19 protein-coding genes are annotated in these 20,495 nt (G+C 39.3%); 5 read left to right on the forward strand and 14 right to left on the reverse strand.

Features of this window, described 5'->3' with window-relative positions; translation table 11 throughout:
• Position 1 precedes the first annotated feature (1 nt).
• Complete coding sequence (locus tag HWV02_RS17580; protein WP_304610873.1) at positions 2-1,309, reverse strand: D-amino acid dehydrogenase; 1,308 nt, start codon at positions 1,307-1,309, stop codon at positions 2-4.
• An 86-nt stretch (positions 1,310-1,395) separates the two neighbouring features.
• Between HWV02_RS17580 and HWV02_RS17585 the strand changes: the two genes are divergently transcribed.
• Complete coding sequence (locus HWV02_RS17585; protein WP_211676995.1) at positions 1,396-2,421, forward strand: LysR substrate-binding domain-containing protein; 1,026 nt, start codon at positions 1,396-1,398, stop codon at positions 2,419-2,421.
• Here the strand turns inward: HWV02_RS17585 and HWV02_RS17590 are convergent.
• A complete protein-coding gene (locus tag HWV02_RS17590; RefSeq protein ID WP_211676996.1) occupies positions 2,412-3,185 on the reverse strand; it encodes a ferredoxin--NADP reductase in 774 nt (257 codons plus the stop codon). The two genes, HWV02_RS17585 and HWV02_RS17590, sit on opposite strands and share 10 nt — an antisense overlap.
• Positions 3,186-3,601: 416 nt before the next feature.
• Positions 3,602-4,549 carry a YeiH family protein gene (locus HWV02_RS17595; RefSeq protein WP_211672714.1) on the reverse strand — a complete coding sequence of 316 codons (948 nt, stop codon included), beginning with the start codon at positions 4,547-4,549 and terminating at the stop codon, positions 3,602-3,604.
• Between the two features lie 288 nt (positions 4,550-4,837).
• Between HWV02_RS17595 and HWV02_RS17600 the strand changes: the two genes are divergently transcribed.
• Positions 4,838-5,161 carry a hypothetical protein gene (locus tag HWV02_RS17600; RefSeq protein WP_211676997.1) on the forward strand — a complete coding sequence of 108 codons (324 nt, stop codon included), beginning with the start codon at positions 4,838-4,840 and terminating at the stop codon, positions 5,159-5,161.
• On the opposite strand, the gene HWV02_RS17605 is transcribed toward HWV02_RS17600, so the two are convergent.
• Positions 5,130-6,248: an HD domain-containing phosphohydrolase gene (locus HWV02_RS17605; RefSeq protein WP_211676998.1), complete on the reverse strand. Its 1,119-nt coding sequence runs from the start codon at positions 6,246-6,248 to the stop codon at positions 5,130-5,132. The genes HWV02_RS17600 and HWV02_RS17605 overlap by 32 nt on opposite strands.
• Before the next feature lie 345 nt (positions 6,249-6,593).
• On the opposite strand from HWV02_RS17605, the gene HWV02_RS17610 reads away from it, so the two are divergent.
• On the forward strand, positions 6,594-6,857 hold the full coding sequence (locus HWV02_RS17610; protein WP_211672717.1) for a YdcH family protein: 264 nt from the start codon (positions 6,594-6,596) through the stop codon (positions 6,855-6,857).
• A gap of 165 nt (positions 6,858-7,022) precedes the next feature.
• Entirely contained in the window at positions 7,023-7,679 is a 657-nt protein-coding gene (locus HWV02_RS17615; RefSeq protein ID WP_211672718.1) for a glutathione S-transferase, read from the forward strand.
• A gap of 81 nt (positions 7,680-7,760) precedes the next feature.
• Here the strand turns inward: HWV02_RS17615 and HWV02_RS17620 are convergent, their stop codons facing one another.
• The 5 genes from HWV02_RS17620 to HWV02_RS17640 all read right to left on the reverse strand — a co-directional run bounded on the left by HWV02_RS17620 (position 7,761) and on the right by HWV02_RS17640 (position 15,043).
• Positions 7,761-10,919, reverse strand: a complete 3,159-nt coding sequence (locus HWV02_RS17620) for a multidrug efflux RND transporter permease subunit (protein WP_211676999.1) — start codon at positions 10,917-10,919, stop codon at positions 7,761-7,763.
• A complete protein-coding gene (locus tag HWV02_RS17625) occupies positions 10,919-11,983 on the reverse strand; it encodes an efflux RND transporter periplasmic adaptor subunit (RefSeq protein WP_211688962.1) in 1,065 nt (354 codons plus the stop codon). The genes HWV02_RS17620 and HWV02_RS17625 overlap by 1 nt, the downstream gene beginning before the upstream one ends.
• A 276-nt stretch (positions 11,984-12,259) precedes the next feature.
• Positions 12,260-12,802, reverse strand: a complete 543-nt coding sequence (locus HWV02_RS17630; RefSeq protein WP_255546894.1) for an HD domain-containing protein — start codon at positions 12,800-12,802, stop codon at positions 12,260-12,262.
• Positions 12,799-13,920, reverse strand: a complete 1,122-nt coding sequence (locus HWV02_RS17635; protein WP_211677001.1) for a TauD/TfdA family dioxygenase — start codon at positions 13,918-13,920, stop codon at positions 12,799-12,801. The genes HWV02_RS17630 and HWV02_RS17635 overlap by 4 nt, the downstream gene beginning before the upstream one ends.
• Positions 13,921-14,032: 112 nt before the next feature.
• Positions 14,033-15,043 carry a putative 2-aminoethylphosphonate ABC transporter substrate-binding protein gene (locus HWV02_RS17640; RefSeq protein ID WP_211688964.1) on the reverse strand — a complete coding sequence of 337 codons (1,011 nt, stop codon included), beginning with the start codon at positions 15,041-15,043 and terminating at the stop codon, positions 14,033-14,035.
• 191 nt (positions 15,044-15,234) lie between these two features.
• Between HWV02_RS17640 and HWV02_RS17645 the strand changes: the two genes are divergently transcribed.
• Positions 15,235-15,906, forward strand: coding sequence for an ureidoglycolate lyase (locus tag HWV02_RS17645; RefSeq protein ID WP_211672723.1), 672 nt, complete (start codon positions 15,235-15,237; stop codon positions 15,904-15,906).
• A gap of 26 nt (positions 15,907-15,932) precedes the next feature.
• On the opposite strand, the gene HWV02_RS17650 is transcribed toward HWV02_RS17645, so the two are convergent.
• The 5 genes from HWV02_RS17650 to HWV02_RS17670 form a co-directional block, all read right to left on the reverse strand.
• On the reverse strand, positions 15,933-16,568 hold the full coding sequence (locus HWV02_RS17650; RefSeq protein ID WP_211677004.1) for a hypothetical protein: 636 nt from the start codon (positions 16,566-16,568) through the stop codon (positions 15,933-15,935).
• Between the two features lie 44 nt (positions 16,569-16,612).
• Entirely contained in the window at positions 16,613-17,008 is a 396-nt protein-coding gene (locus HWV02_RS17655; RefSeq protein WP_211688966.1) for a DUF3859 domain-containing protein, read from the reverse strand.
• Between the two features lie 105 nt (positions 17,009-17,113).
• Complete coding sequence (locus HWV02_RS17660; protein WP_211677006.1) at positions 17,114-19,018, reverse strand: ATP-binding protein; 1,905 nt, start codon at positions 19,016-19,018, stop codon at positions 17,114-17,116.
• Positions 19,008-19,301, reverse strand: a complete 294-nt coding sequence (locus tag HWV02_RS17665) for a hypothetical protein (RefSeq protein WP_211688968.1) — start codon at positions 19,299-19,301, stop codon at positions 19,008-19,010. Before HWV02_RS17665 ends, HWV02_RS17660 begins: the two co-directional genes overlap by 11 nt.
• Positions 19,291-20,493 (reverse strand): EAL domain-containing protein, encoded by a 1,203-nt coding sequence (locus HWV02_RS17670; RefSeq protein ID WP_211688971.1) that lies wholly within the window; start codon positions 20,491-20,493, stop codon positions 19,291-19,293. Before HWV02_RS17670 ends, HWV02_RS17665 begins: the two co-directional genes overlap by 11 nt.
• Between the last annotated feature and the right edge of the window lie 2 nt (positions 20,494-20,495).

The following is a 20,495-nucleotide window of genomic DNA, read 5'->3' on the forward strand; positions in this document are numbered from 1 at the left end:
ATTAATGACCATAACGGTAAACATCCAAATCACGGCTATCGATATCTGGCGTGACCCCACTGACTACATCAGCAAGATAACGAGCGGAGCCACATGCCATGGTCCAACCCAATGTACCATGGCCACAATTAGTGAATAAATTAGCCACAGGCGTTTTGCCAATAATAGGTGTGCCATCAGGTGTCATTGGTCGCAATCCGGTCCAGAACTCAGCTTTGCTCATGTCGCCAGCATTGGGAAATAAATCCTTGATAACCATCGCGATGGTCTCTTTACGAGAAGCCGTCAAATCTAAATTATAACCGGCTAACTCTGCCGTTCCAGCAACTCGAATACGTTGATCAAAGCGCGTCATCGCTACTTTATAGGTTTCATCCATGACGGTTGATACTGGTGCTTGCGCACTATCAACAACAGGCACAGTCAACGAATAGCCTTTTACCGGATAAATAGGCAGGGCTAACCCGAAAGGTGACAGCGTTGATGATAATAATGCAGATGAATAACTGCCCATCGCGACGACATAGGCATCCGCAGTTAATTCCCCGACACTGGTATCCACCGAGCTGATTTTGCCGTCATTTTGATTGAGCTTATTAACGGTTACCCCAAATTTAAATTTAACACCCGCCGCTTGTGCTAATGCCGTAAGCTGCTGACAGAACTGATAACAATCACCAGTTTCATCATCGGGTAAACGTAATCCGCCCACAATTTTATCTTTAACGCCAGCTAATCCAGGTTCGACCGCGATACAGCCCGCAACATCTAGCGCTTCATATGAAGTCCCGCTATCCGCCAATACTTTAATGTCTTTCGCTATCCCTGATAACTGGGATTCATGACGAAATACCTGCAGGGTACCCTTTTGCCGACCTTCATAGTGAATATCTTGCTGCTGACGTAACTCAATCAAACAGTCCCGACTGTAATTAGCAATACGTAGCATCCGCGCTTTATTTATTTCATAGCGCTGCTGATTACAGTTAGCTAACATTTTTGCTGCCCATAAATACAAATCAGGTGATAGTCCTGGTTTTATTTTTAATGGCGCGTGTTTTTGTGCCAACCATTTAATGGCTTTCACCGGAATGCCTGGTGCAGCCCAAGGCGAAGAATAACCATAAGAAATCTGCCCGGCATTAGCAAAACTGGTTTCCTCAGCCCCCTTTGCCTGACGGTCAATGACGGTCACCTCATGACCCGCTTCTGCCAGATACCACGCCGACGTTAATCCAATAACCCCACAACCTAATACCATCACTTTCATGTTATACCGACCATCACCAATAAATAATACGGCTAGCATAAGGAGGTTACATTTACTTAACAATCCATAAGTATTAACATCAGCCTTTAGATAAACTAAACGCAAAATCGAGATTGGAGCCATTGATGATAAAAATTAACGATAATCTATTATCCGGTTTAGCGACATTTACGGCGACGGCCAGTTGCAATAGTTTTACTCAAGCCGCTGAAAAACTCCATATAACGACTGGTGCCATTAGCCAGCAAATAAAACAGTTGGAACAAAACCTTAAATTGACCCTATTTGAACGCCATTCTCGTGGTATTCGTTTAACTTCAGCAGGATATCAATTACATCAAGTCGTCGAACAAAGCTTAACGGATATTGGCGATGTCATTAGCCAGTTACAACAAGTTAATCGCCATGCAGGTGAGGTGCATCTTAAACTCACCCCCTCTTTTGCATATAAATGGTTAGTCCCCCGCTTACAAGATTTCTATCAGCAATACCCAGATATTAAGATCCATACCTTTGCCGAAGGAGCACTAGTGGATCATACCGATACTAATTTTGATCTGGCAATTGATTATGGCCAAAGCCCCTATCAATCGAGTGATAAGAAGATTAACGCTGAATTGTTATTGGCAGAGCAGTTATTGCCTGTGATGAGCCCGCAATATATGGAAAAATTTAATTGGGATATGGCGAATAATAACCAAATTAACGATAGTGACAGCTGTAATTTCTGGAAAACGATTACGCTCTTACATGATGCGATGCCTTGGCAGCATGCCGATAAAAACGCTGAATGGAAATTTTGGTTACAGCAAATGTCTCTCGAAACGCCAAAAACAAAACAAGCAAACACAGGAAAGAATGTGCTCAGTAAACACGGGCATTATTTTAATCGTACAGATATGGCAATTGCAGCCGCAGCCGCTGGGTTAGGTGTTGCATTAGCCCGCTGCGCACTGCTTGATAATGATTTAACCACAGCGGGTCTAGCCAAAGCTGGTTTAGCCTCGCCCTTCAGTCCTATCGATGCACAAGCTGGATATTATTTGATCCAACATCATCACTCGCCCGCAATTGAATGTTTTAAGGTCTGGTTAAAGCAACAAGCCGCTTTACAACATACGAAAAAAGGACGAGAAAGTAACTACCAATAGTTCTCTGAACTAAAGTGACCGGAACTGCGACGTGAGTGTTTTTGATAGTCGAGCTGCTTTAACACCTCACTCGTGTCCTTAACCATACTCGGATTACCACATAAATAGAAAAAACTACGTTCCGGAGTCAATGGTACACCCGCTACTTTTTCCAACTCACCGGTCTCCAGTAAGGCAGGGATCCGACCGCGTAATGTTTCTTTCCTATTTTCTCGAGACACGACTGGTACATAATGAAACTTACCCTGATATCGCGCTTCAAGTAGCCGAATTTTATCCTGATAAACTAACTCGACAGACGTTCTCACGGCATGCACCAATACCACATTATCAAAACGCTGCTGAGTATCCATTTCATCAAGTAATGATAGGAAAGGGCCAATCGCAGTGCCAGTCGACAACAACCATAGATCTTTCGTATAACGCGGGATCTCATCCAAGGTCATAAATCCGGCAGGATTTTTCCCTACATATACTTCATCGCCTACCTGTAACTTATCTAAGCGTGGCGATAATTTCCCATCAGGCACAGTGATAATCAAAAATTCCATCACCTGTTGACCCTGCGCCTGATTAGGTGAGTTAACAAATGAATAAGCCCGACGAATCCATTCTCCAGCCTCATCGAACAGTGCTAGCTTAGTAAATTGGCCTGCGGTATAACGAGATATTTCGGCGGTGACTTGTAAACTGAATTCGCTATCAGTCCAATTAATACGCCCAGTAACCTCACCCTTAATTAAACCATGTGGTATTTCCTTCATTACCGACCTCACAAATGTAAATTGAGCATCATAAGAATAGTGCAAGAAGTATGAAAACAACGTGTTGAATACACGAAGAATTGTTATTAGTTATTAGATATAAATTTACGGTATTTCCCATTTTGCTCTTATTACTTCAATAATACAAATACAAGTAATCGCAAGGAGCCAATATGCTTATCAACAAACTCATAATACTACTGGTATGTTTATCTATACTATTGTCCGTTTTCACGAGTGGATTAATATCATCAGCATTAGATCTCACCGCATTTTCATTATTGATAACCTATCTATTAAGGAAAAAGAAAGCAGAAAAAAAAGCAAACACATAAAAAAGAGAGGTGGTAGAACCTCTCTTTTAAACGCTTTATCTATCTATCTATCTATCTATCTATCTATCTATAACAATACGACTACATAAAAAACAAAATATAAACCAGTGAACTGACACTAATAGCAATCCAAAGTAACACACCTAACAATAATGGTTTTACACCTGCATCTCTTATTTTTTGTACCGTGATACCCGCACCTATCAAGAACAAACACATGACTAATACGTGTTTAGAAACACTGAAAATACCTTGATAAAACACCTGATAGTCCGGCAATACGTACGCAATAAAAATAGCAAAACAATAGAATAAGATGAAAAACGGAATTGTTAATTTTTTACTGTCACCTTTAAATAATAAGGCACTAATAAACGCCACAGGTACGATCCATAAAGCGCGGGCCAATTTTAATGTGGTAGCCGTTAATAATGCTTCATCACCATAAGCTGAAGCTGCACCGACAACAGATGACGTATCGTGAATAGCAATCGCACTCCATACCCCAAATGCATGCTGACTCATGTCCAGTAGATGACCAATAACAGGAAATAAGAATAATGCCACAGAGTTAAGAATAAATACTGTCGCTAATGCCAGCGAGGTCTGATCATTTTTAGCATTAATGGCTGGCGCCACAGCAGCAATCGCGCTCCCCCCACAGATTGCTGTACCCGCAGAAATTAAATAACCGGTTTTTTTTTCAATTTTAAGCGCTTTAGTTAAAAACCAACCTAATATTAAGGTAAAGAAGATAGACGTAACGATAATGCCAATCCCATCTTTCGTCGCAATTATCGCGTCTTCTAAGTTAATACCGAAACCTAAACCGACAATAGAATAAGCCAGTGTTTTTTTAGTGATGACACTTAAATTGATACCTTGAGGAACAAGACCTAACGTGGCCAGCATAAAACCCAATATTAAAGCCACGGGTGATGATATAAGCGGTGTTAGACACAATAAACCGATAGTGATAAACAATAGGTCTGTTTTTTTAAATGACGAATTGGTAACGAATTTGAACATGTTGGACTCTCTCTTTCTAAGAGCCAATAGTATAACCTGCTCTATAAGTTAAAAACATTAGAATGAAATTAACCTATCGTTCATAAAAATTGAACATTTAGCAAATAAACAAAATCACAATTAGCTTGTTCACAATTTAAGTTTAAATATTAAAAAATACCGAACTTTTAACAATAATGACTGACTTACTATAGAGCTATCGTACATTACACTAAATGTAGTCTAGTTAAACGACTATCATGACTGCGTTAGTCCCGTAACAGTGATTATTTCTTACGAGGTTATGCGATGAAAAAACCAATTAATGAATCAAAATTAAATACCGACAATCAAGTTTTAACCGAAATTGAACTGAATGCGTTACAAGAAGAATTCGGTATGAGTAAAACACATTATGATATTCATGACTTAATACTTGCAGAAATTCCACCTGAAATGCTGAAAGCACTACTACAAGCGGATTCAATTTCTATTATAGCGAGGCATAACCAACAAGAATTACACTTTCCATTACATTTAACGAACGATGGCTACCAGAATAGTTTACAAGGGCCTGCAATAGCAGATATTAGCCCTCAATTTAATCAGCATAAGCTTCATAAATTTCAATAAATTCAGGTAGATTAGAGATTAAAGAATTGATGCAATCAGGGTCAAACATAATGCCTGAGTTATCTTTCATATAGGTAACAACATCATCAATGCTCCAAGCCTGTTTATATAAACGTTTACTTAATAACGCATCAAACACATCTGCGACCATTACTATCCGAGCTTCTAACGGAATAGCATCCCCTTTTAATCCCATCGGATAACCATTACCATTAAAATGTTCATGATGGTGAAGAATAATATTTTTTAAAAAACGATATTCTTCAACATGCCGTAGATTCTCAGGAAAATACCCAAGCACACCATTAATAATATCAACCCCATGCCTACAATGCTGATTCATGATTTTACGTTCTTCTGGGGTAAAGATCGTACTACTAAATAAAATCTCATCTGGGATCTTATATTTACCTATATCATGAAAAGCCGCATACGATTCGATACAACGAATAAACTCATGGGAAATACCTTTTTCTTTACTTAAGAGAGAAGCAAGTTTTGAGCTATAACGCTCCATCCTATGTAGGTGCCCTTTTGTTTCAGGATCTTTGGCATGACCCATATCTAATGCGATCGCGAGTGAAATACTAATAAATTGTTTTTTCTCAAATTGACGTACCATGATAGAACGAATGAGCATAGATAAAAATAACATGTCTTGCTGTACTGAATTTTCTGCAAAGAAATTAAGCTCTGAGGCATTAAAAAATACAATAGCAATCGGACGCCCCTTGAACACCAAGGGATAAGAAAAACTACTACGATGACCATTTTCTAATAAATAAAGGGTTCTTGCATTTAATTTTAGACTGGATAGATCGTTCACTACACGTTCTGAATTTAACTTTATCATTTTGGGAAGACTGGTCCCTTTATTTACTTTTTGAGTAAAAATTTCACCATTACAATCGGCTACAAGTCTATCACGGACAAAATAATTGGAGGCTTGATTGTCTTTAATCAAAATAATTGAGAATCGAGATAGTCCCTGATAATTATTAATCGCGATATTGTAAAGCATCTCAAGATGAATCGTAGTCTCTTCTTCTTGGTTAAACATCTGATTTATTTTACTATAATTAAGCATGTCTCAAGCCTATCAGGAGTATTAAAGGGGGCATAACGTCGAACATAAAAAGCCAATCGAAAAGGATATTTTCCACCAACAAAGCAGCAATAATCAGGCGATTTAAATTAATTATACAGAATTATAAAAATATCATCATCAATTCATACCTTTTTGTCGATAAGATCAAACTAATATCATCAAAAGCCTCTGCTAAGCAGCAAAAATAAGATTTGTTCAAAATTACAAAATCAAGTCAAACTGACATGCTTAGTAAATTATAAAAACGTGATTAGGTCGATGTTTACAGTACATAGTAATGCTATAGTTATGAAAGTCGTTTATTTTTATTCTTGAGGAAACCTTATGCTAAATGAGAATCATGCACTTATCTTTGACTTTCCAGAATTAAAACAAGATATCGTTTATTTGAATTATAAAAATGAAACATTCAGAGAGAAATCAAAGCAATACCACCTATTAGATTATGATATTCGCCAGTTGGAAATGGATGGCAGCCCCACTGATGATGGACATATGACACAGTTAAAATTACGACGAGCCAAGTTAAAAGATGTGTTGTATCAGCAATTAAAACAGCATCATGACGAAGTGCTATCAGCATCTTAAACGACGAAGCGGATCTAAGGGTTCGCTTTTTTATTGCTAAAAATTAACTGAGTTAAAGTGATACTGTATATTTAGACATCCATCGAGAATACGTTACTATCGATTTCTAATAATAATTTCGTCATTAGATATCAATATACGGTGACGAGAACGAAGGGAATGTCAATGTCACTGCCAATTTTATACTCACTACAAAACTGTCCTTATGCGATGCGCGCACGACTGGGCTTATTACTCGCCCAGCAGCCTGTCATGTTACGCGCCGTGGTCATGAAAAATAAACCCACAGAAATGTTAGCGGTTTCACCTAAAGCAACAGTACCGGTATTAGTACTCGATGACGGTAGTGTAATTGACGAAAGTTTAGATATCATGATTTGGGCACTACATCAAAGTGATCCATTGAACTTACTACACAGTGAAGATCCAGAAGCTTATCCAGCAATGTTAGCGCTAATTGACATTCACGATACTGTATTTACTTCAGCCTTAAGTAAATACAAATATGCAGTACGTTATCATGAAGATAATGAAGCTGAATTACGAAACCAATGTGCTGACTATGTAACTATGCTCGAATTACGCCTCAGTCAGCATCATTATTTAATGAGCGAGAAAGTCAGTTTAGCTGATTACGCTATTTTACCACTGATCCGCCAATTTGCTCGTGTAGATCGCCAGTGGTATCTGCAAGCGCCCTTGCCACATTTACGTAATTGGCTTAATCAACATTTACAAGATCAACGATTTGCCAAAGCAATGGCAAAATACCCACAATGGTTGGAAAACAAAGAAGAATTTTTATTTGGTCATGCCGACTAAACACAAAAAAGGGCAAACATAATATCGATTATGCTTGCCCTTATCGTCAGTATTAACGTCAATTAGATCTACAACGAATAGTTAAGCAACATCTTTCACTACATGCACACCTTTTACTTGTCTAGCTGATTGTTCTGATCGTAATTTTTCTGATTGCTCAGCTAATTCCGCCTCTAACATAGCTTCAACATGACCCGGAGAATGCGTTGTTCCCGAAATCAAGCGATACATTGCCGGAATAACCAATAAGGTTACTAAGGTCGCAAACGCCATCCCAAAGAACACGACAGTACCTACAGCAACACGACTTTCTGCACCCGCCCCGCTGGATAATATTAATGGGATTGAGCCTGCTAACGTTGTGAATGCCGTCATTAGAATTGGACGTAAACGACGTGCAGACGCATCAACAATGGCTTGCTCTAGAGCGACGCCGCGGTCACGTAGCTGGTTGGCAAATTCAACGATTAGGATACCGTTCTTCGTCACCATACCAATTAACATGATCATACCAATCTGACTGTAAATATTCAGGCCAACGCCCATGAAATACAGGCCTAAGAAACCACCCAGTACCCCCATCGGCACGGTGAACATCACCACCATCGGATTAATAAAGCTTTCAAACTGCGCCGCTAATACTAAATAAGCAACCAGCAGAGCTAAACCAAATACAATTAAGATACTACTTTGGTTTTCTTTAAAGTCTTTTGATTCACCAGAATAAGCAATGGAGATATCACTCGGTAATGATTCTATCGCTTGTGCATCCAAGAAATCCAATACTTCACCTAAGGTATAGCCGTCACCCAAACTGCCGCTTAAGGTAATAGATTTTTGTTTATTGCTATGTGATAAACGACTTGCTGAAGCCACTTCTTCGATTGTAGTAATGGTATCCAGCGTAATCAGATCACCATTGGCACTACGAATATAAATTTGGCTTAGATCGTTGACGTTGTTAAAGCTGTTTTCATCACCACGCAGGTAAACATCATACTCTTCACCACGTTCGATATAACTGGTTTGACTACGACCACCAAGCATTATTTCTAACGTTGTTGATACTTCATCAACGCTGATACCAAGTTCTCCAGCCCGCTCTTTATCAATACTCACCACCAGCTCAGGGGTTTTTTCAGAATAATCTAGGTCTCCACCAACCAATACACCTGCATCCTCGGCTTTTTGTTTTAGTAATTCCGCCCACTTTTCTAATTCCGAATAATCAGAACCACCGAGTACGTATTGCACTGGGTCACTCGAACCGCCACGGAAACCAGGCATTATTGGACGAACCATCACATCGGGAATATCTTTTAACGCTTTTGCCACCATGCCTAATGCTTCACCAGCACTGACACTACGATCAGCCCAATCTTCAAGAATAATGATCACAAAACCGGTTTGATCCCCGGCACGGCCACCAAATGCAGGCGCCTCCGTGCTAAAGGATTTGATAACACCTTGCCCCACTAAAGGTAATAAGCGCGCTTCAACAATATCCATGTTTTCAGTCATACGGTTAAAGCTCGTACCTTCCGCACCTTTGACAAACGCAAATAATACACCGCGATCTTCTTGCGGTGATAGCTGTGACGGTACTTGCTTCATCAAGAAAAAGCTGCCAGCAACACAAGCGATAATAACCACAGGCGCTGCCAAACGATATTTAATAGCCTTAACAACAATACCGCGATAACCGTTTTCTAACCGTTCGAATAATCCTTCCATCCATAAACTAAAGCGGCTAGTTTTTTGTTCTGTTTTTAACATTTTGCTGGCAAGTACCGGCGTTAGTGTCAGTGCAATCAATGAAGAGAAAATCACTGACATTGCTAACAATACCGAAAATTCAGTAAATAACAGGCCCACCATACCATCCATAAAAGAGATAGGCAGGAACACCATCACCAATACCATTGTCGTAGCGACTACCGCAAAACCAACTTCTCGCGTACCTTTATAAGCAGCGAGCAGTGGCTTCTCACCTTGCTCAATGTGATGGAAAATATTCTCGATCACGACAATAGCATCATCCACAACTAGACCAATCGATAGAATAAGTGCCATTAAGGTAATTAAGTTAATCGAAAAACCAAAATAATAAGCAGCAATAAATGACGAGATTAACGATACTGGTACGGTAACCGCGGGGATCAAGGTAGCGCGCGCCTGACCAATAAAGATGTATAAGACGAGTACAACTAAACCACCCGTGATGAATAGCGTGCTGTACACTTCCGAAATAGATTGGTCAATAAACACCGTTGAATCGTAATCAACCGCTAAGCTCATGCCTTTCGGTAAGAAGCTTTGCATCTTATCAACTTCCGCATGCACTGCTTTCGCAACATCGAGTGGGTTCGCATCCGATTGCGCGACAATGCCTAAACTAAGATTAACGATACCATTACTTTTAAATGACGAGCTTTCATTCTGGGCCCCGACATAGACTTGTGCCACATCGCGTAAATAAACAGGTGAACCGTCACTTGCAGTACGTACTACAAGGTACTCAAAGTCTTGTGGTTTCGCATATAATCGCGCCGTACGCACTGACATTACCGTGGTATCATTACGTACTTCACCACCTGGATTTTCGACATTTTCAGTTTTCAATGCAGTGACGATATCACTGGTTGTTACTGCTCGGCCAGCCATTAAATCAGGGAACAACTTAACGTACATAACCTGATATAACCCACCCGATAAACCGACCGAACTCACACCAGAAATCAAGCTAAAACGATCTTCTAATACCCGCTGAGCGTAATCCGTCAGCTGAGTTCTATCCATTTCCGTTGAGTTTAAATTGATATAAACTGAGGGTTCACCATTGCCATTATCTTTCGATACGATGGGGTCATCCGCTTCATTTGGCAGGCTGCGCTGCGCTTTCGCAACCGCATCACGAATATCACTGACGCCTTCTGTCAAGTTCCACCCCAAATCAAAGGTAACAGTAATACGCGACATACCATTACGGGTTACTGACCTTACTTCATCTATACCACTAATGCCGGTAATTTGATCTTCAATGACAGACGTGACCTGGCTTTCCATAATGGATGCAGCAGCACCTTCATAACGCGTCATTACGCTCACAACAGGGCTTTCAACATCCGGCATTTCACGTACCGCAAGTTTACTAAACGACACAGCACCAAAAACACAAAGCAATAAGCTTAATACAATAGCGACGACCGGTCGTTTAACTGACGTATCAGACAACCACATTAGTTAGTCTCCTGTTGGCCAGTCAAATCATTCACTTTCAGCCCATTGCGCATATTAACTAAGCCTTGAACAACGATACGATCACCAATTTCTAAACCACTTTCAATCAGTACTTGATCAACAATACGTGCACCTAACGATACTTGGGTACGCGTCACTCGCGCATCTTCACCAACCACATACACAAAGCGCTTAGTACCCGAATACTCCAACGCTTGTACTGGAATGATTGGTTCATTAATTGCGGGGAAAACCACACTTGATGACATCATCATGCCCGGTTTAAGACGATTATCTTTATTCTCAAAATTTACCCGAACGCGCAGATTTAATGTTTCGGCGTTAATCCGTGAATCGATAGCAACCACTTCACCTTTAAAGCTGCTGCCAGACCATGCCCGACTTGTTGCGGTAACGACCATGCCTGTTGATAATTGCGATAAATAACGCTCAGGCACTGCAAGATCCAGTTGCATCGTCGATAAGTCATCCAATGTTAATAGTTCGGTGCCAACCGACACCATTTTTCCTCGGCTAAAATCTAACAAACCAACCGTACCAGCGAAAGGTGCTGTTAAATAATGATCATCCACATTCGCTTGTGCTGCCGCTAAACGCGCCTTTGCAATAGCCACTAATGCCGTTTGTGCATACACTTCGGTTTGCGTGATAGCGTTACTTTTTACCAGTGTTGAATATTCATTTAGCTTACGTTTTTCATCAGTATAATAAGCGTTTGCCTCCATCAATGCAGCTTGTGCTTTACTGTCATCGAGTTGCACTAACAGCTGCCCGACTTCCACCGTTTGATTGGCTCGAATCTTAATACTGTCGACTTTACCTGCCACTTCAGGTGCCACACTAACAAATTGATCTGACTGTAATTTACCAATCAATGAAATTGATTGTGAAACTTCATGATATTGCACGGTATCCGTATATACAGAAACCACACGTTCAGCACCTTTTCCAGCATTGCCACCTTTGGCATGAACGGGAGCCGTATAGCTAACGAAGCTAAAAATAAGAGCGCTAATTATCGTAAGGGAAGTACGTTTATACATTATATCTCTTCTATAAAAATGAGCGTGGCAGCTTTCATCCATGAATAGCGCGTCTAAAATTTTGATATCGTATAATACCGTAAAATAGGCAGGAAAATATGGAGAAAATGAGGAGATTGAGGTCAGCGAGTGTAAATTTTGTCAGTTTATTCATTAGCCTAAATATCATTACCTATGCTATAGAGATAATGTGACACGTAGAAGCCACTAGCATAGATACAAAACCCTCGATTTTTTAAAATCATCTTATAAAAAAACGAAGGCTTTACTTATTATTTACACGACAAACTGCGCGGCAATACGTAAGTAATGCGTTAAGTCAGGATGTTCTAATTCAATATTTTTACCAAGGTCATCAAATAAACGTACTTGTAATGCATCTTTATAAAATGGCTCTTGTTCGAAGTCAGCAATCTCTTTAAGATTCATAGGACCGCCTTGTACGGCAAGTGTATCTTGCGATGCTTGGCTCAATTGACCATGATATTTGGGTTTTACAGCGCACATATAACGCTTTGCTTGCACATGTAGTGCAATACCATCAATAATTTTTTTCGGAAAATACGGCGCTAAGAATTTAGCCCCAACATCCTCATGATAACCATCAATACCGTTTTCGGTAATATCTTCTGGTAGTTCTAAGATCAAATGACCGAAATCATGTAATAACGCCGCCGTAATGATCGCATCGCTACTATTTTTTTGCTCCGCGTAATAGGCTGACTGCAGCATATGCTCACCCATGGAAATATGCTCACCATAAGCAACGTGACCATTTTCTTCGAACTGCTGTTTAATAAACGCAATAATATCCATCATTTAATCTCCACGTTAGACTCTAATTGAATTTCTAACGTCGTCTCTAACTTAGTCTCAAGTACCGCTAAGGTACTTTTTAAAGAATCAATGTCGGCGTAACAGCCTTGTAGATGACGCGCCCCTTCGGCCGCTACTTCTCGGCCATGTAAAATACGCTCATTATTAAAGATCATCAGTTCGCCCGGTTGTAGAGTACACGAGAACTTACACTCTTCACTGTGTAAGATCCGGCTGAAGTTTTGATATGCTTCATAAAATGCAGCCATCTCAACAAACGGTAATTTGATCGCTTGGATGGAGCGGTTATTTAAACGGATACGCTCGAGTTGACCACTATTGTTTAACTCAATGATATAACCGGTATGTTCAAGATGCGTCTCATCATTCTTAAAGCGATAAGTCACTGGCGTCGAGGTTAATAACTCATACTGCTGTGGATAACGTTGCTGTAATAATTGCGCCGCATAAAAGCCATCCGTTAACGCGGTTATTCCGCCCTGTTCAGCGCTCACTAAGCAATGTAATAACTGTAATGTCGGTACTGGATGGCGATAAGCATTGTCGGTATGCAGGCTTAATGGTTTTGGGGTATAGGCTAAATTAACCGGATTTTCTTCAGAGATAACTTCGAAATGGCTGCCGTAATTGGTGTCTCTCACAAAACCGAACTGCTTTACGACCTCAAATAGCTGTTTATCGGTATTTGGGACATCTTGTAAAAATGCCAAGCCGAATTGATCCACAGCACGTAACCAGTCACGTTTAATCGTATTACGACTCAGTACGTCTGGATAGCTAAAGGTGATGTCTGATGCGGCTAACTGCCCATCCCACAATACCCGATGATCGACGTCAACCCCCTTGTTCTCACAACTCTGCATACTGTCTAAGAAGTCTTGACTGTAATGACTGCAATGTCCATCTTGCCAAGTGATCACTAAATTATCATTTTCAATAGTAACCACTTCGGGTTTTATCGCTAAATCTAAATCAAGGATTTCTTGCAAGCGTTGCCCAGACGAATGTAAACAGTCGTTACAACGACAATTATCTTTTAACCAAAAATAATGAAAAGGCTGATTATTATAAATAAGGTGAGAAGCGCGTAGTGTAAACATAGACAAATCCTGTTATCAAAAACACCAATGCAATAAGATCATCATAATCTCTTACTGCACCGATTTAACTAAAATAGTGAGTTGAATTGAAACTATAAAAAATAGCGTTAAATTATCCTTTCGATTCTGATTTATTATTAAATTTATCAGACCACTTAGTGAGTACCGCGCTACGATCATTAGCCATTTTACCAAAGTCCATATCGACGATTGCATCCTCTACGTTTGGATAGTTTGCAACAGCGCCATTCACGTCTTTATGACCAACTACAGGATAAATCGTGTTGTACATTTTGTTCGCATCCAGTGATAACGACCAATCCACCAGCTTCTTAGCCGCGTCAGAATTAGCATTTACTAGGCCAACAGACTCCGTATCCCAGCCTATGCCCTTAGGTAAAATTAAGTCAATCGGTGCGCCTTGAGATTTCAACTTCGAACCTCGAATCGCCGCAGATATACCGATCACAGTTTCCCCCATTGCCGACTGAACACAAGGTTTAGAACCTGAATGGGTATAATGCGCAATATTTTTATCCAACTGCTCCATATACTGCCAACCCTGTTGCTCGCCCATCCCTTGTAACCAGGCTATTACTTGGGTATAACCGGTACCCGATGAACCTGGATTAGGCATCACGATGTGACCTTTGTAGACAGGATCTAATAAGTCTTCCCAGGTTTTCGGTTTTGGTAAACCAAGTTGCTTAGCAACAATGGTATTAAAGCAAACAGTATTAAAGAAGGCGTCATTACCAAACCAGGCTTTGTTTTCTTCTGGGTCAATCATGCTCGTTTTTAAACCATCAAGATTAGCTGGGGTATAAGGTTTAACAATCCCGTTATCTTTAAGTAATGCTAATGATGAACCCGCCAGTCCCCACACAACATCCGCTTTCGCATTTTGACCTTCAGCTAATAATTTCGCCGTCATCACCCCCGTTGAATCTCGTACCCATTTAATATCGATATCGGGATGAGTTTCTTCAAAAGTATTTTTGAATAAGGCTAAAAGGTCAGTTTCAAAAGAGGTATAAACGGTCAGTTCCTCTTTCGCAAACGCTGGAGAAGAAGCACCTAAAATGATGGCTGCAGTGAGTATTGACTGTTTAAAAATGTGCATCAATAACATCCTTTATTGATAAATTAATTGATAACTTTCTACACAATAGATAAGTATTTATGACGCACATTCTAGACTGGGTATGTGACAGTTTTATGCCGTTATTATTTCGATAATATGAAATTTTGTCATTAAAATTAAATAATCAGATGCTAGTTTAATGGTGTATTCAACTAAAATAGAGCACTAACATGACATCGACTGTTTCAAACACCGTTCCAAATTATCTCAACCCTGATATCGCGTCAGATCTGACTTTATTGGATATTCCTATTATTGAAGCCACTGCAGAAAGCCTAAAAGGTTATGGTTTTTTTGTCGACAACCCTGAGTCTTTTGACATCGAGATCACACGCTGGCCAGCCCAAGGTTGGCGAAAAGTCGATGAAGATACAGGTGATGAAGGTGGGGTGACTGAAGGGACCTTTATTAGTACCTGGAAAGGTGATTACTTATTTGGTCGTAATAAAGCCGTCGATGGCCATTATATTATCGGTTATAACCAACGCCCAGAAATAGCTGTAGATACGCATAATGACAAACCAAGCCAGCTGATCTTATGGCACGCCAACTATCACCCCGATGGTGGTCAGATGTTTTATCCTAAATCTAACCAGCCATTCTTAGTGCCACTAGCACTGCCTGGCGATGACGTGAAACCACAAGATTTTGTGTGTTTTTATTTCAGTGGTGAACGCGGCGCCTATATACATGCCGATATTTGGCATGAAGGCGTATTTGCCATTGAAGGAGAACAAGAATTTGCCGATAAACAAGGCGCTGTACACGCCCGTGTATCAGTTGATTTTGGCAAGGAGTTTAACTGCTTATTACGTGTTGATTTAACTCAGTTGCCAACATAATACGCCGTAAATTTTAAGCGTGATATTTAACGGTAAAGCGCATCCACTTCGCCGTTTTTAATACGCATATTCACACGTAATAGAGCATGTTGGGCAATCTTTAATACGTCTTTCATGCTCTCATAACAATCCTGTTCATTATTGCCGTAAGCAAAAAAGTTTAGCGTCACTTGATGACCCATGCCACCACTATCTGGTTTATCACCGAGTGCTAAATAACATGTTGGTGATTGCGATAAACCAATCGCACCAGTGTTGAAGCCCGGTTTCATCGACGATGCCATTGATTGAATATTATTCATTAACCAATTAATGCTTTTTTCCTGACAGTTTTCGGGAATATCTCGAAACAAGATCATTAACCGTGCGCTGCATTTTTTCGCATATAGATATTGTTGATCTCGGTTATCTTCTACCGCATTAAACACACAATCGTTACTTTCCAATAGCGAGCTTGAACCATTTACCCACTCAATTAAGCTATAAAACTGTTCAACAAAGTCCCATGTATTAAATGGCAGCAGATCTTCTAATGCACTACGGATCAACTTAGGCTGTCGTTTAAAATCCATGTATACACTCGACTCATCCGATACCATATTCGTCCACGGATGAGATCTTAACGCTGAGTCATCAATTTTTTTGGAAATAAAAACGTCCACAGTTACTGCCTTTGTTGGTTATACATAATAATGAAGGTTGAATTTTAACAGTGTTCCAGCGATATATTAAAAGTTTTATCGGCTAAAATTTTATTATCGAGTTCAATCGTCATCCGCCAGTCACCACATTTATCAGCAATCGGCTGCCACACTGTATCACCTAAGTAAAATTGCCAATCGTTATTCGTCACATGAACCTCCCCAGTAAATGGCATACGCACATTGCCTTCAGCATCTAAAATACCAGGGTGAGTAATACAAAAGCGGATCTTAGCACCACGGGCTTTTTTAATATTCACGATAAAGCCAAACTCAATATCAATTTCGGCAGGAATATTTGTCGTGAACTGCTGAATACTCGGTAAGTCTTTTGATTTGCTCTGCCATTGAGAATGAATGCCATATGTTTGCATTTTAGTGACGGGTTTGTATTTAGCCATTGCTTCACCTAGGGATAATCAGAAATTAATGCGTTCAATAACACCGTATAATACCGATGACTAGCGCTTGTGGAAAGATGTAAAACACCACCCCACAAAAGCGAATTAATTATCTCGTCCCAAGCGACTTAAAAATATCGCAGTATTAAACGGCTTTTGCATAAAATAAATATCGGAGTGAAATTCACTATCGACTATCTCATTTTTATCATTAGCCGATAAGATAAAATATTGGGTTTGCGCATTCGCTTGAATACATTTCATTTTGGCAATCAATTCCAAGCCATTCATCTCATCTAACTGATAATCAACAATCACAACATCGGGTTCTGCATTCACAAATTGGGTTAACGCCACTTCAGAGTTATTCGCGCAAACAGTATTAAACTGCTTTTCTGCCAGCATCGCATTGCATACTTCCAGATTAAAGCGGTTATCGTCGACAATTAAAATACGCACATCACGGTAATCTATCGGATTCAATCGCAGCGATAATCTTGATGAATCAAACTGACATGGAAAATGCAGCATGATTTTAGAACCTTCATTTTTAACACTGTGCAGCCTTAACTTGCCACCAACTTGAGCTAATAATTGGTTACAGGTATAAAGTCCTAACCCAATACTCGAGACATGTTTGAATTTCGACTCAGTATCCACACTGAAAGGATTAATAAGTAATTCTTTGGTTAATGTTGACATGCCAAGCCCAGAGTCTTGGATCAAAATACGTACATAATGACCTCGAATTATTGACTCCTCGTTAAACCCTGCACGCTGACAAACATCAATATGGCAGCGTACAGCCTTACCCGTACTGTATTTCAATGCGTTATTAATCATGTTAGTGATAACTTGAAATAGTTTAGAACTATCAACACTGATTACTGCAGGTAACTTATCACTAACATGAAAATCTAATGTTTTACCGACAGGAATACTCAACTTGTTATAATAATCTTGGATGTTACCTATGTATTGTAAGGTATTAATCGGAGCGTTATTTAATACTAGAGCCCCTGCAGTTGACTTACTGTAATTCAAGGTGCTTTCTGCTACTGAATACAGTAAATTAGCCGACCACTGCATCTTATCAATAAGTACACTATGTTCATCACTGATCTGAGGCATATCTCTTAGCATCTGGCTATAGCCTAATAACGCATTAATCGGTGTTCTAATTTCATGATTAATACTTGATACCATCGCGACATTTAGTTTATTTTCTCTCGTAATACGTTTAAATAAACGCTTATTCTCTAATTTAAAATACAACAACACAAAAATAAGCGAACAGATAAATATCAAGGATAATATTACGCAAACAAACTCAATGATCATTGGCGATGACGCCCTCGAACCGATACTTAGCGTATAATAAAAGTCATACTCTGGGAGACTAATTTTCAGTTTGGTATTATGACTAAACAATTCAGATATCATACTTGTTGATTGCATCATACAGCTTTGATTCTTAACATATCCTTGTGATGACGAATATTGCAAACAAGTATCGTTCAATTTATTGATGTTAAATAACAGACGCTTTATTGGTGTAGCATAAAATAAATACGGCATATGAGGATCATTAATATTCACACCGATCAATTCATAGTTATCAAGTTCCCCTCTAAGCTTGCCATGTTCATCTAAAGTGGTTTTTAATTGTTCCAATTCAGGTACAAACTTTTCATCCGAAATATAACCTAGCGTCATCTCAGGTGTTAAGGTAAAAATCAGCGCTTCTCTTGTGCCCAACAATTCTCGGGTAAAAATAGAAAACTCGTTTTTTTTTACCCTTACAGATGATTTAAAAAAAGATTTAATCGCATTAATAATAAGTTTATGTTGTAAATGCTTTTCTTGACTAAATGCCATTAGCGTTGCCACTTTTTTATCATGGTTATGTTTAGATTCATCTAAACTATAACTGACAAATGAAGTAACAAGTACCGTAGTAAATAAAACACAAACACAAATATAAATGTGAATATTAAACTTATAATTCATCTTCAATCGCTGCAACTTGCCCGTGAATGTTGTCAGCAAGACAATGTAACTGCCCAAGAGTAGCCATCATATTTATCTGTTCATCAAGAGCAAGAGATAGATAGCGGCATATTCCCTTAAGCTGATGCTTTAGTGCATTAAGCTTATCATCATTGTCAACTAAGGCCGTTTGATGGTGAATATTAACCAACTCTTCGACCAATGCTCGGTATAAAGGCAAGCGTCTTGCTTCACTATACCCCCAAAAAAAGTGACGTAGGCTGTCACTAATATCAATGTTCATTAATAGCAGTATCCTTATGCACGTAACGATTAACCCAAGCTTTTAAATAGCGGCCTTCAATTGGCGGGCTATATAAATATCCTTGTCCAATATCGCAACCAAGCTCATCTAAAATATTAAGTACACTTTCAGTCTCAATGCCTTCAGCTACAACACTCACAGACATTTTTTTAGCTAAGGCGATCGTGGACTCAACAATGAGGAGATGCTGTTTGTTTGTATCAATATCACACACAAAAGAGCGATCAATTTTAATTTCATTAAAAGGAATAGTATCTAAACGTTCATAAGTCGAATAACTCTTACCAAAATCATCAAGTGAAATACCGATATCATTAATAATCAGTCGCGCGATCGAATTTAATACACAGGCTTGATTAATCACTTTCTGTGACTCGGTAAGCTCTAAGATTAAGTTAATGTGGGTGTGAGCCTTCTTATAACTAATGATGTAATCAATCAAGCTATCACAAATCAAATCTTCAGCAGTGACATTAATCGATAACCTATAGTTAGTAACGCCCGTTTCATTTTCCCAGAATTTGAATGCTTTGGCGATAATCATCATCGAAAATTCGACATTAAGCCCAGCCTTATCAATCAAGGGTAAAAACGTATCAGGATAAATATAACCATTCTCATCGTACATTCTGGCTAACACTTCAAAGCCGATGATACATTTACTTTTCATATCCACTTGAGGTTGAAAACAAAGTAATATTTGTTCATCTTCAAGCAGCTTATCTATATCATAACCAGATACACTTTCAGGTGATTTAACTCCTATTTCATTGCCATACTTATTTTGTAAGCGTGTCGCTTGCGCTAAAATAAAGCCCACATTAATCGGTTTTTCAAAAACCCCAACTAAATTCAGTTTCAAGCGACTAACAATACTACCGACTAACCCGAGAGTCCGTTTATCCGAAGAGCTAATGACAGCAAGTGGTATATTGGAATAACATGCATGCACAGATAAGAAGTTAATTACCTCCATTCCATCGCTGTTATCCATTTTTAAATCCAAGATCAGTAAATCAATATTGCCTTCTGTAGCAACAATGGTTTCAATACCTTGATTTGCATCTTCAGCTTCAAACATCTGAAGATCATGCTCGACGCTAGTCTCAACAAGATCGGCTTTAATCGCTTCTCGGATAAATTTTTGGTCATCGACAATCAAAATATTCATAA

Source organism: Moritella sp. 28, from assembly GCF_018219435.1.
Lineage (GTDB): Bacteria > Pseudomonadota > Gammaproteobacteria > Enterobacterales > Moritellaceae > Moritella.

What these genes read in the sequence shown, in the direction of transcription:
- HWV02_RS17580 (WP_304610873.1), bottom strand. Translation starts at nt 1,309, where the DNA reads ATGCTAGCCGTATTATTTATTGGTGATGGTCGGTATAACATGAAAGTG.
- HWV02_RS17585 (WP_211676995.1), top strand. Translation starts at nt 1,396, where the DNA reads ATGATAAAAATTAACGATAATCTATTATCCGGTTTAGCGACATTTACG.
- HWV02_RS17590 (WP_211676996.1), bottom strand. Translation starts at nt 3,185, where the DNA reads ATGAAGGAAATACCACATGGTTTAATTAAGGGTGAGGTTACTGGGCGT.
- HWV02_RS17595 (WP_211672714.1), bottom strand. Translation starts at nt 4,549, where the DNA reads ATGTTCAAATTCGTTACCAATTCGTCATTTAAAAAAACAGACCTATTG.
- HWV02_RS17600 (WP_211676997.1), top strand. Translation starts at nt 4,838, where the DNA reads ATGAAAAAACCAATTAATGAATCAAAATTAAATACCGACAATCAAGTT.
- HWV02_RS17605 (WP_211676998.1), bottom strand. Translation starts at nt 6,248, where the DNA reads ATGCTTAATTATAGTAAAATAAATCAGATGTTTAACCAAGAAGAAGAG.
- HWV02_RS17610 (WP_211672717.1), top strand. Translation starts at nt 6,594, where the DNA reads ATGCTAAATGAGAATCATGCACTTATCTTTGACTTTCCAGAATTAAAA.
- HWV02_RS17615 (WP_211672718.1), top strand. Translation starts at nt 7,023, where the DNA reads ATGTCACTGCCAATTTTATACTCACTACAAAACTGTCCTTATGCGATG.
- HWV02_RS17620 (WP_211676999.1), bottom strand. Translation starts at nt 10,919, where the DNA reads ATGTGGTTGTCTGATACGTCAGTTAAACGACCGGTCGTCGCTATTGTA.
- HWV02_RS17625 (WP_211688962.1), bottom strand. Translation starts at nt 11,983, where the DNA reads ATGTATAAACGTACTTCCCTTACGATAATTAGCGCTCTTATTTTTAGC.
- HWV02_RS17630 (WP_255546894.1), bottom strand. Translation starts at nt 12,802, where the DNA reads ATGATGGATATTATTGCGTTTATTAAACAGCAGTTCGAAGAAAATGGT.
- HWV02_RS17635 (WP_211677001.1), bottom strand. Translation starts at nt 13,920, where the DNA reads ATGTTTACACTACGCGCTTCTCACCTTATTTATAATAATCAGCCTTTT.
- HWV02_RS17640 (WP_211688964.1), bottom strand. Translation starts at nt 15,043, where the DNA reads ATGCACATTTTTAAACAGTCAATACTCACTGCAGCCATCATTTTAGGT.
- HWV02_RS17645 (WP_211672723.1), top strand. Translation starts at nt 15,235, where the DNA reads ATGACATCGACTGTTTCAAACACCGTTCCAAATTATCTCAACCCTGAT.
- HWV02_RS17655 (WP_211688966.1), bottom strand. Translation starts at nt 17,008, where the DNA reads ATGGCTAAATACAAACCCGTCACTAAAATGCAAACATATGGCATTCAT.
- HWV02_RS17660 (WP_211677006.1), bottom strand. Translation starts at nt 19,018, where the DNA reads ATGAATTATAAGTTTAATATTCACATTTATATTTGTGTTTGTGTTTTA.
- HWV02_RS17665 (WP_211688968.1), bottom strand. Translation starts at nt 19,301, where the DNA reads ATGAACATTGATATTAGTGACAGCCTACGTCACTTTTTTTGGGGGTAT.
- HWV02_RS17670 (WP_211688971.1), bottom strand. Translation starts at nt 20,493, where the DNA reads ATGAATATTTTGATTGTCGATGACCAAAAATTTATCCGAGAAGCGATT.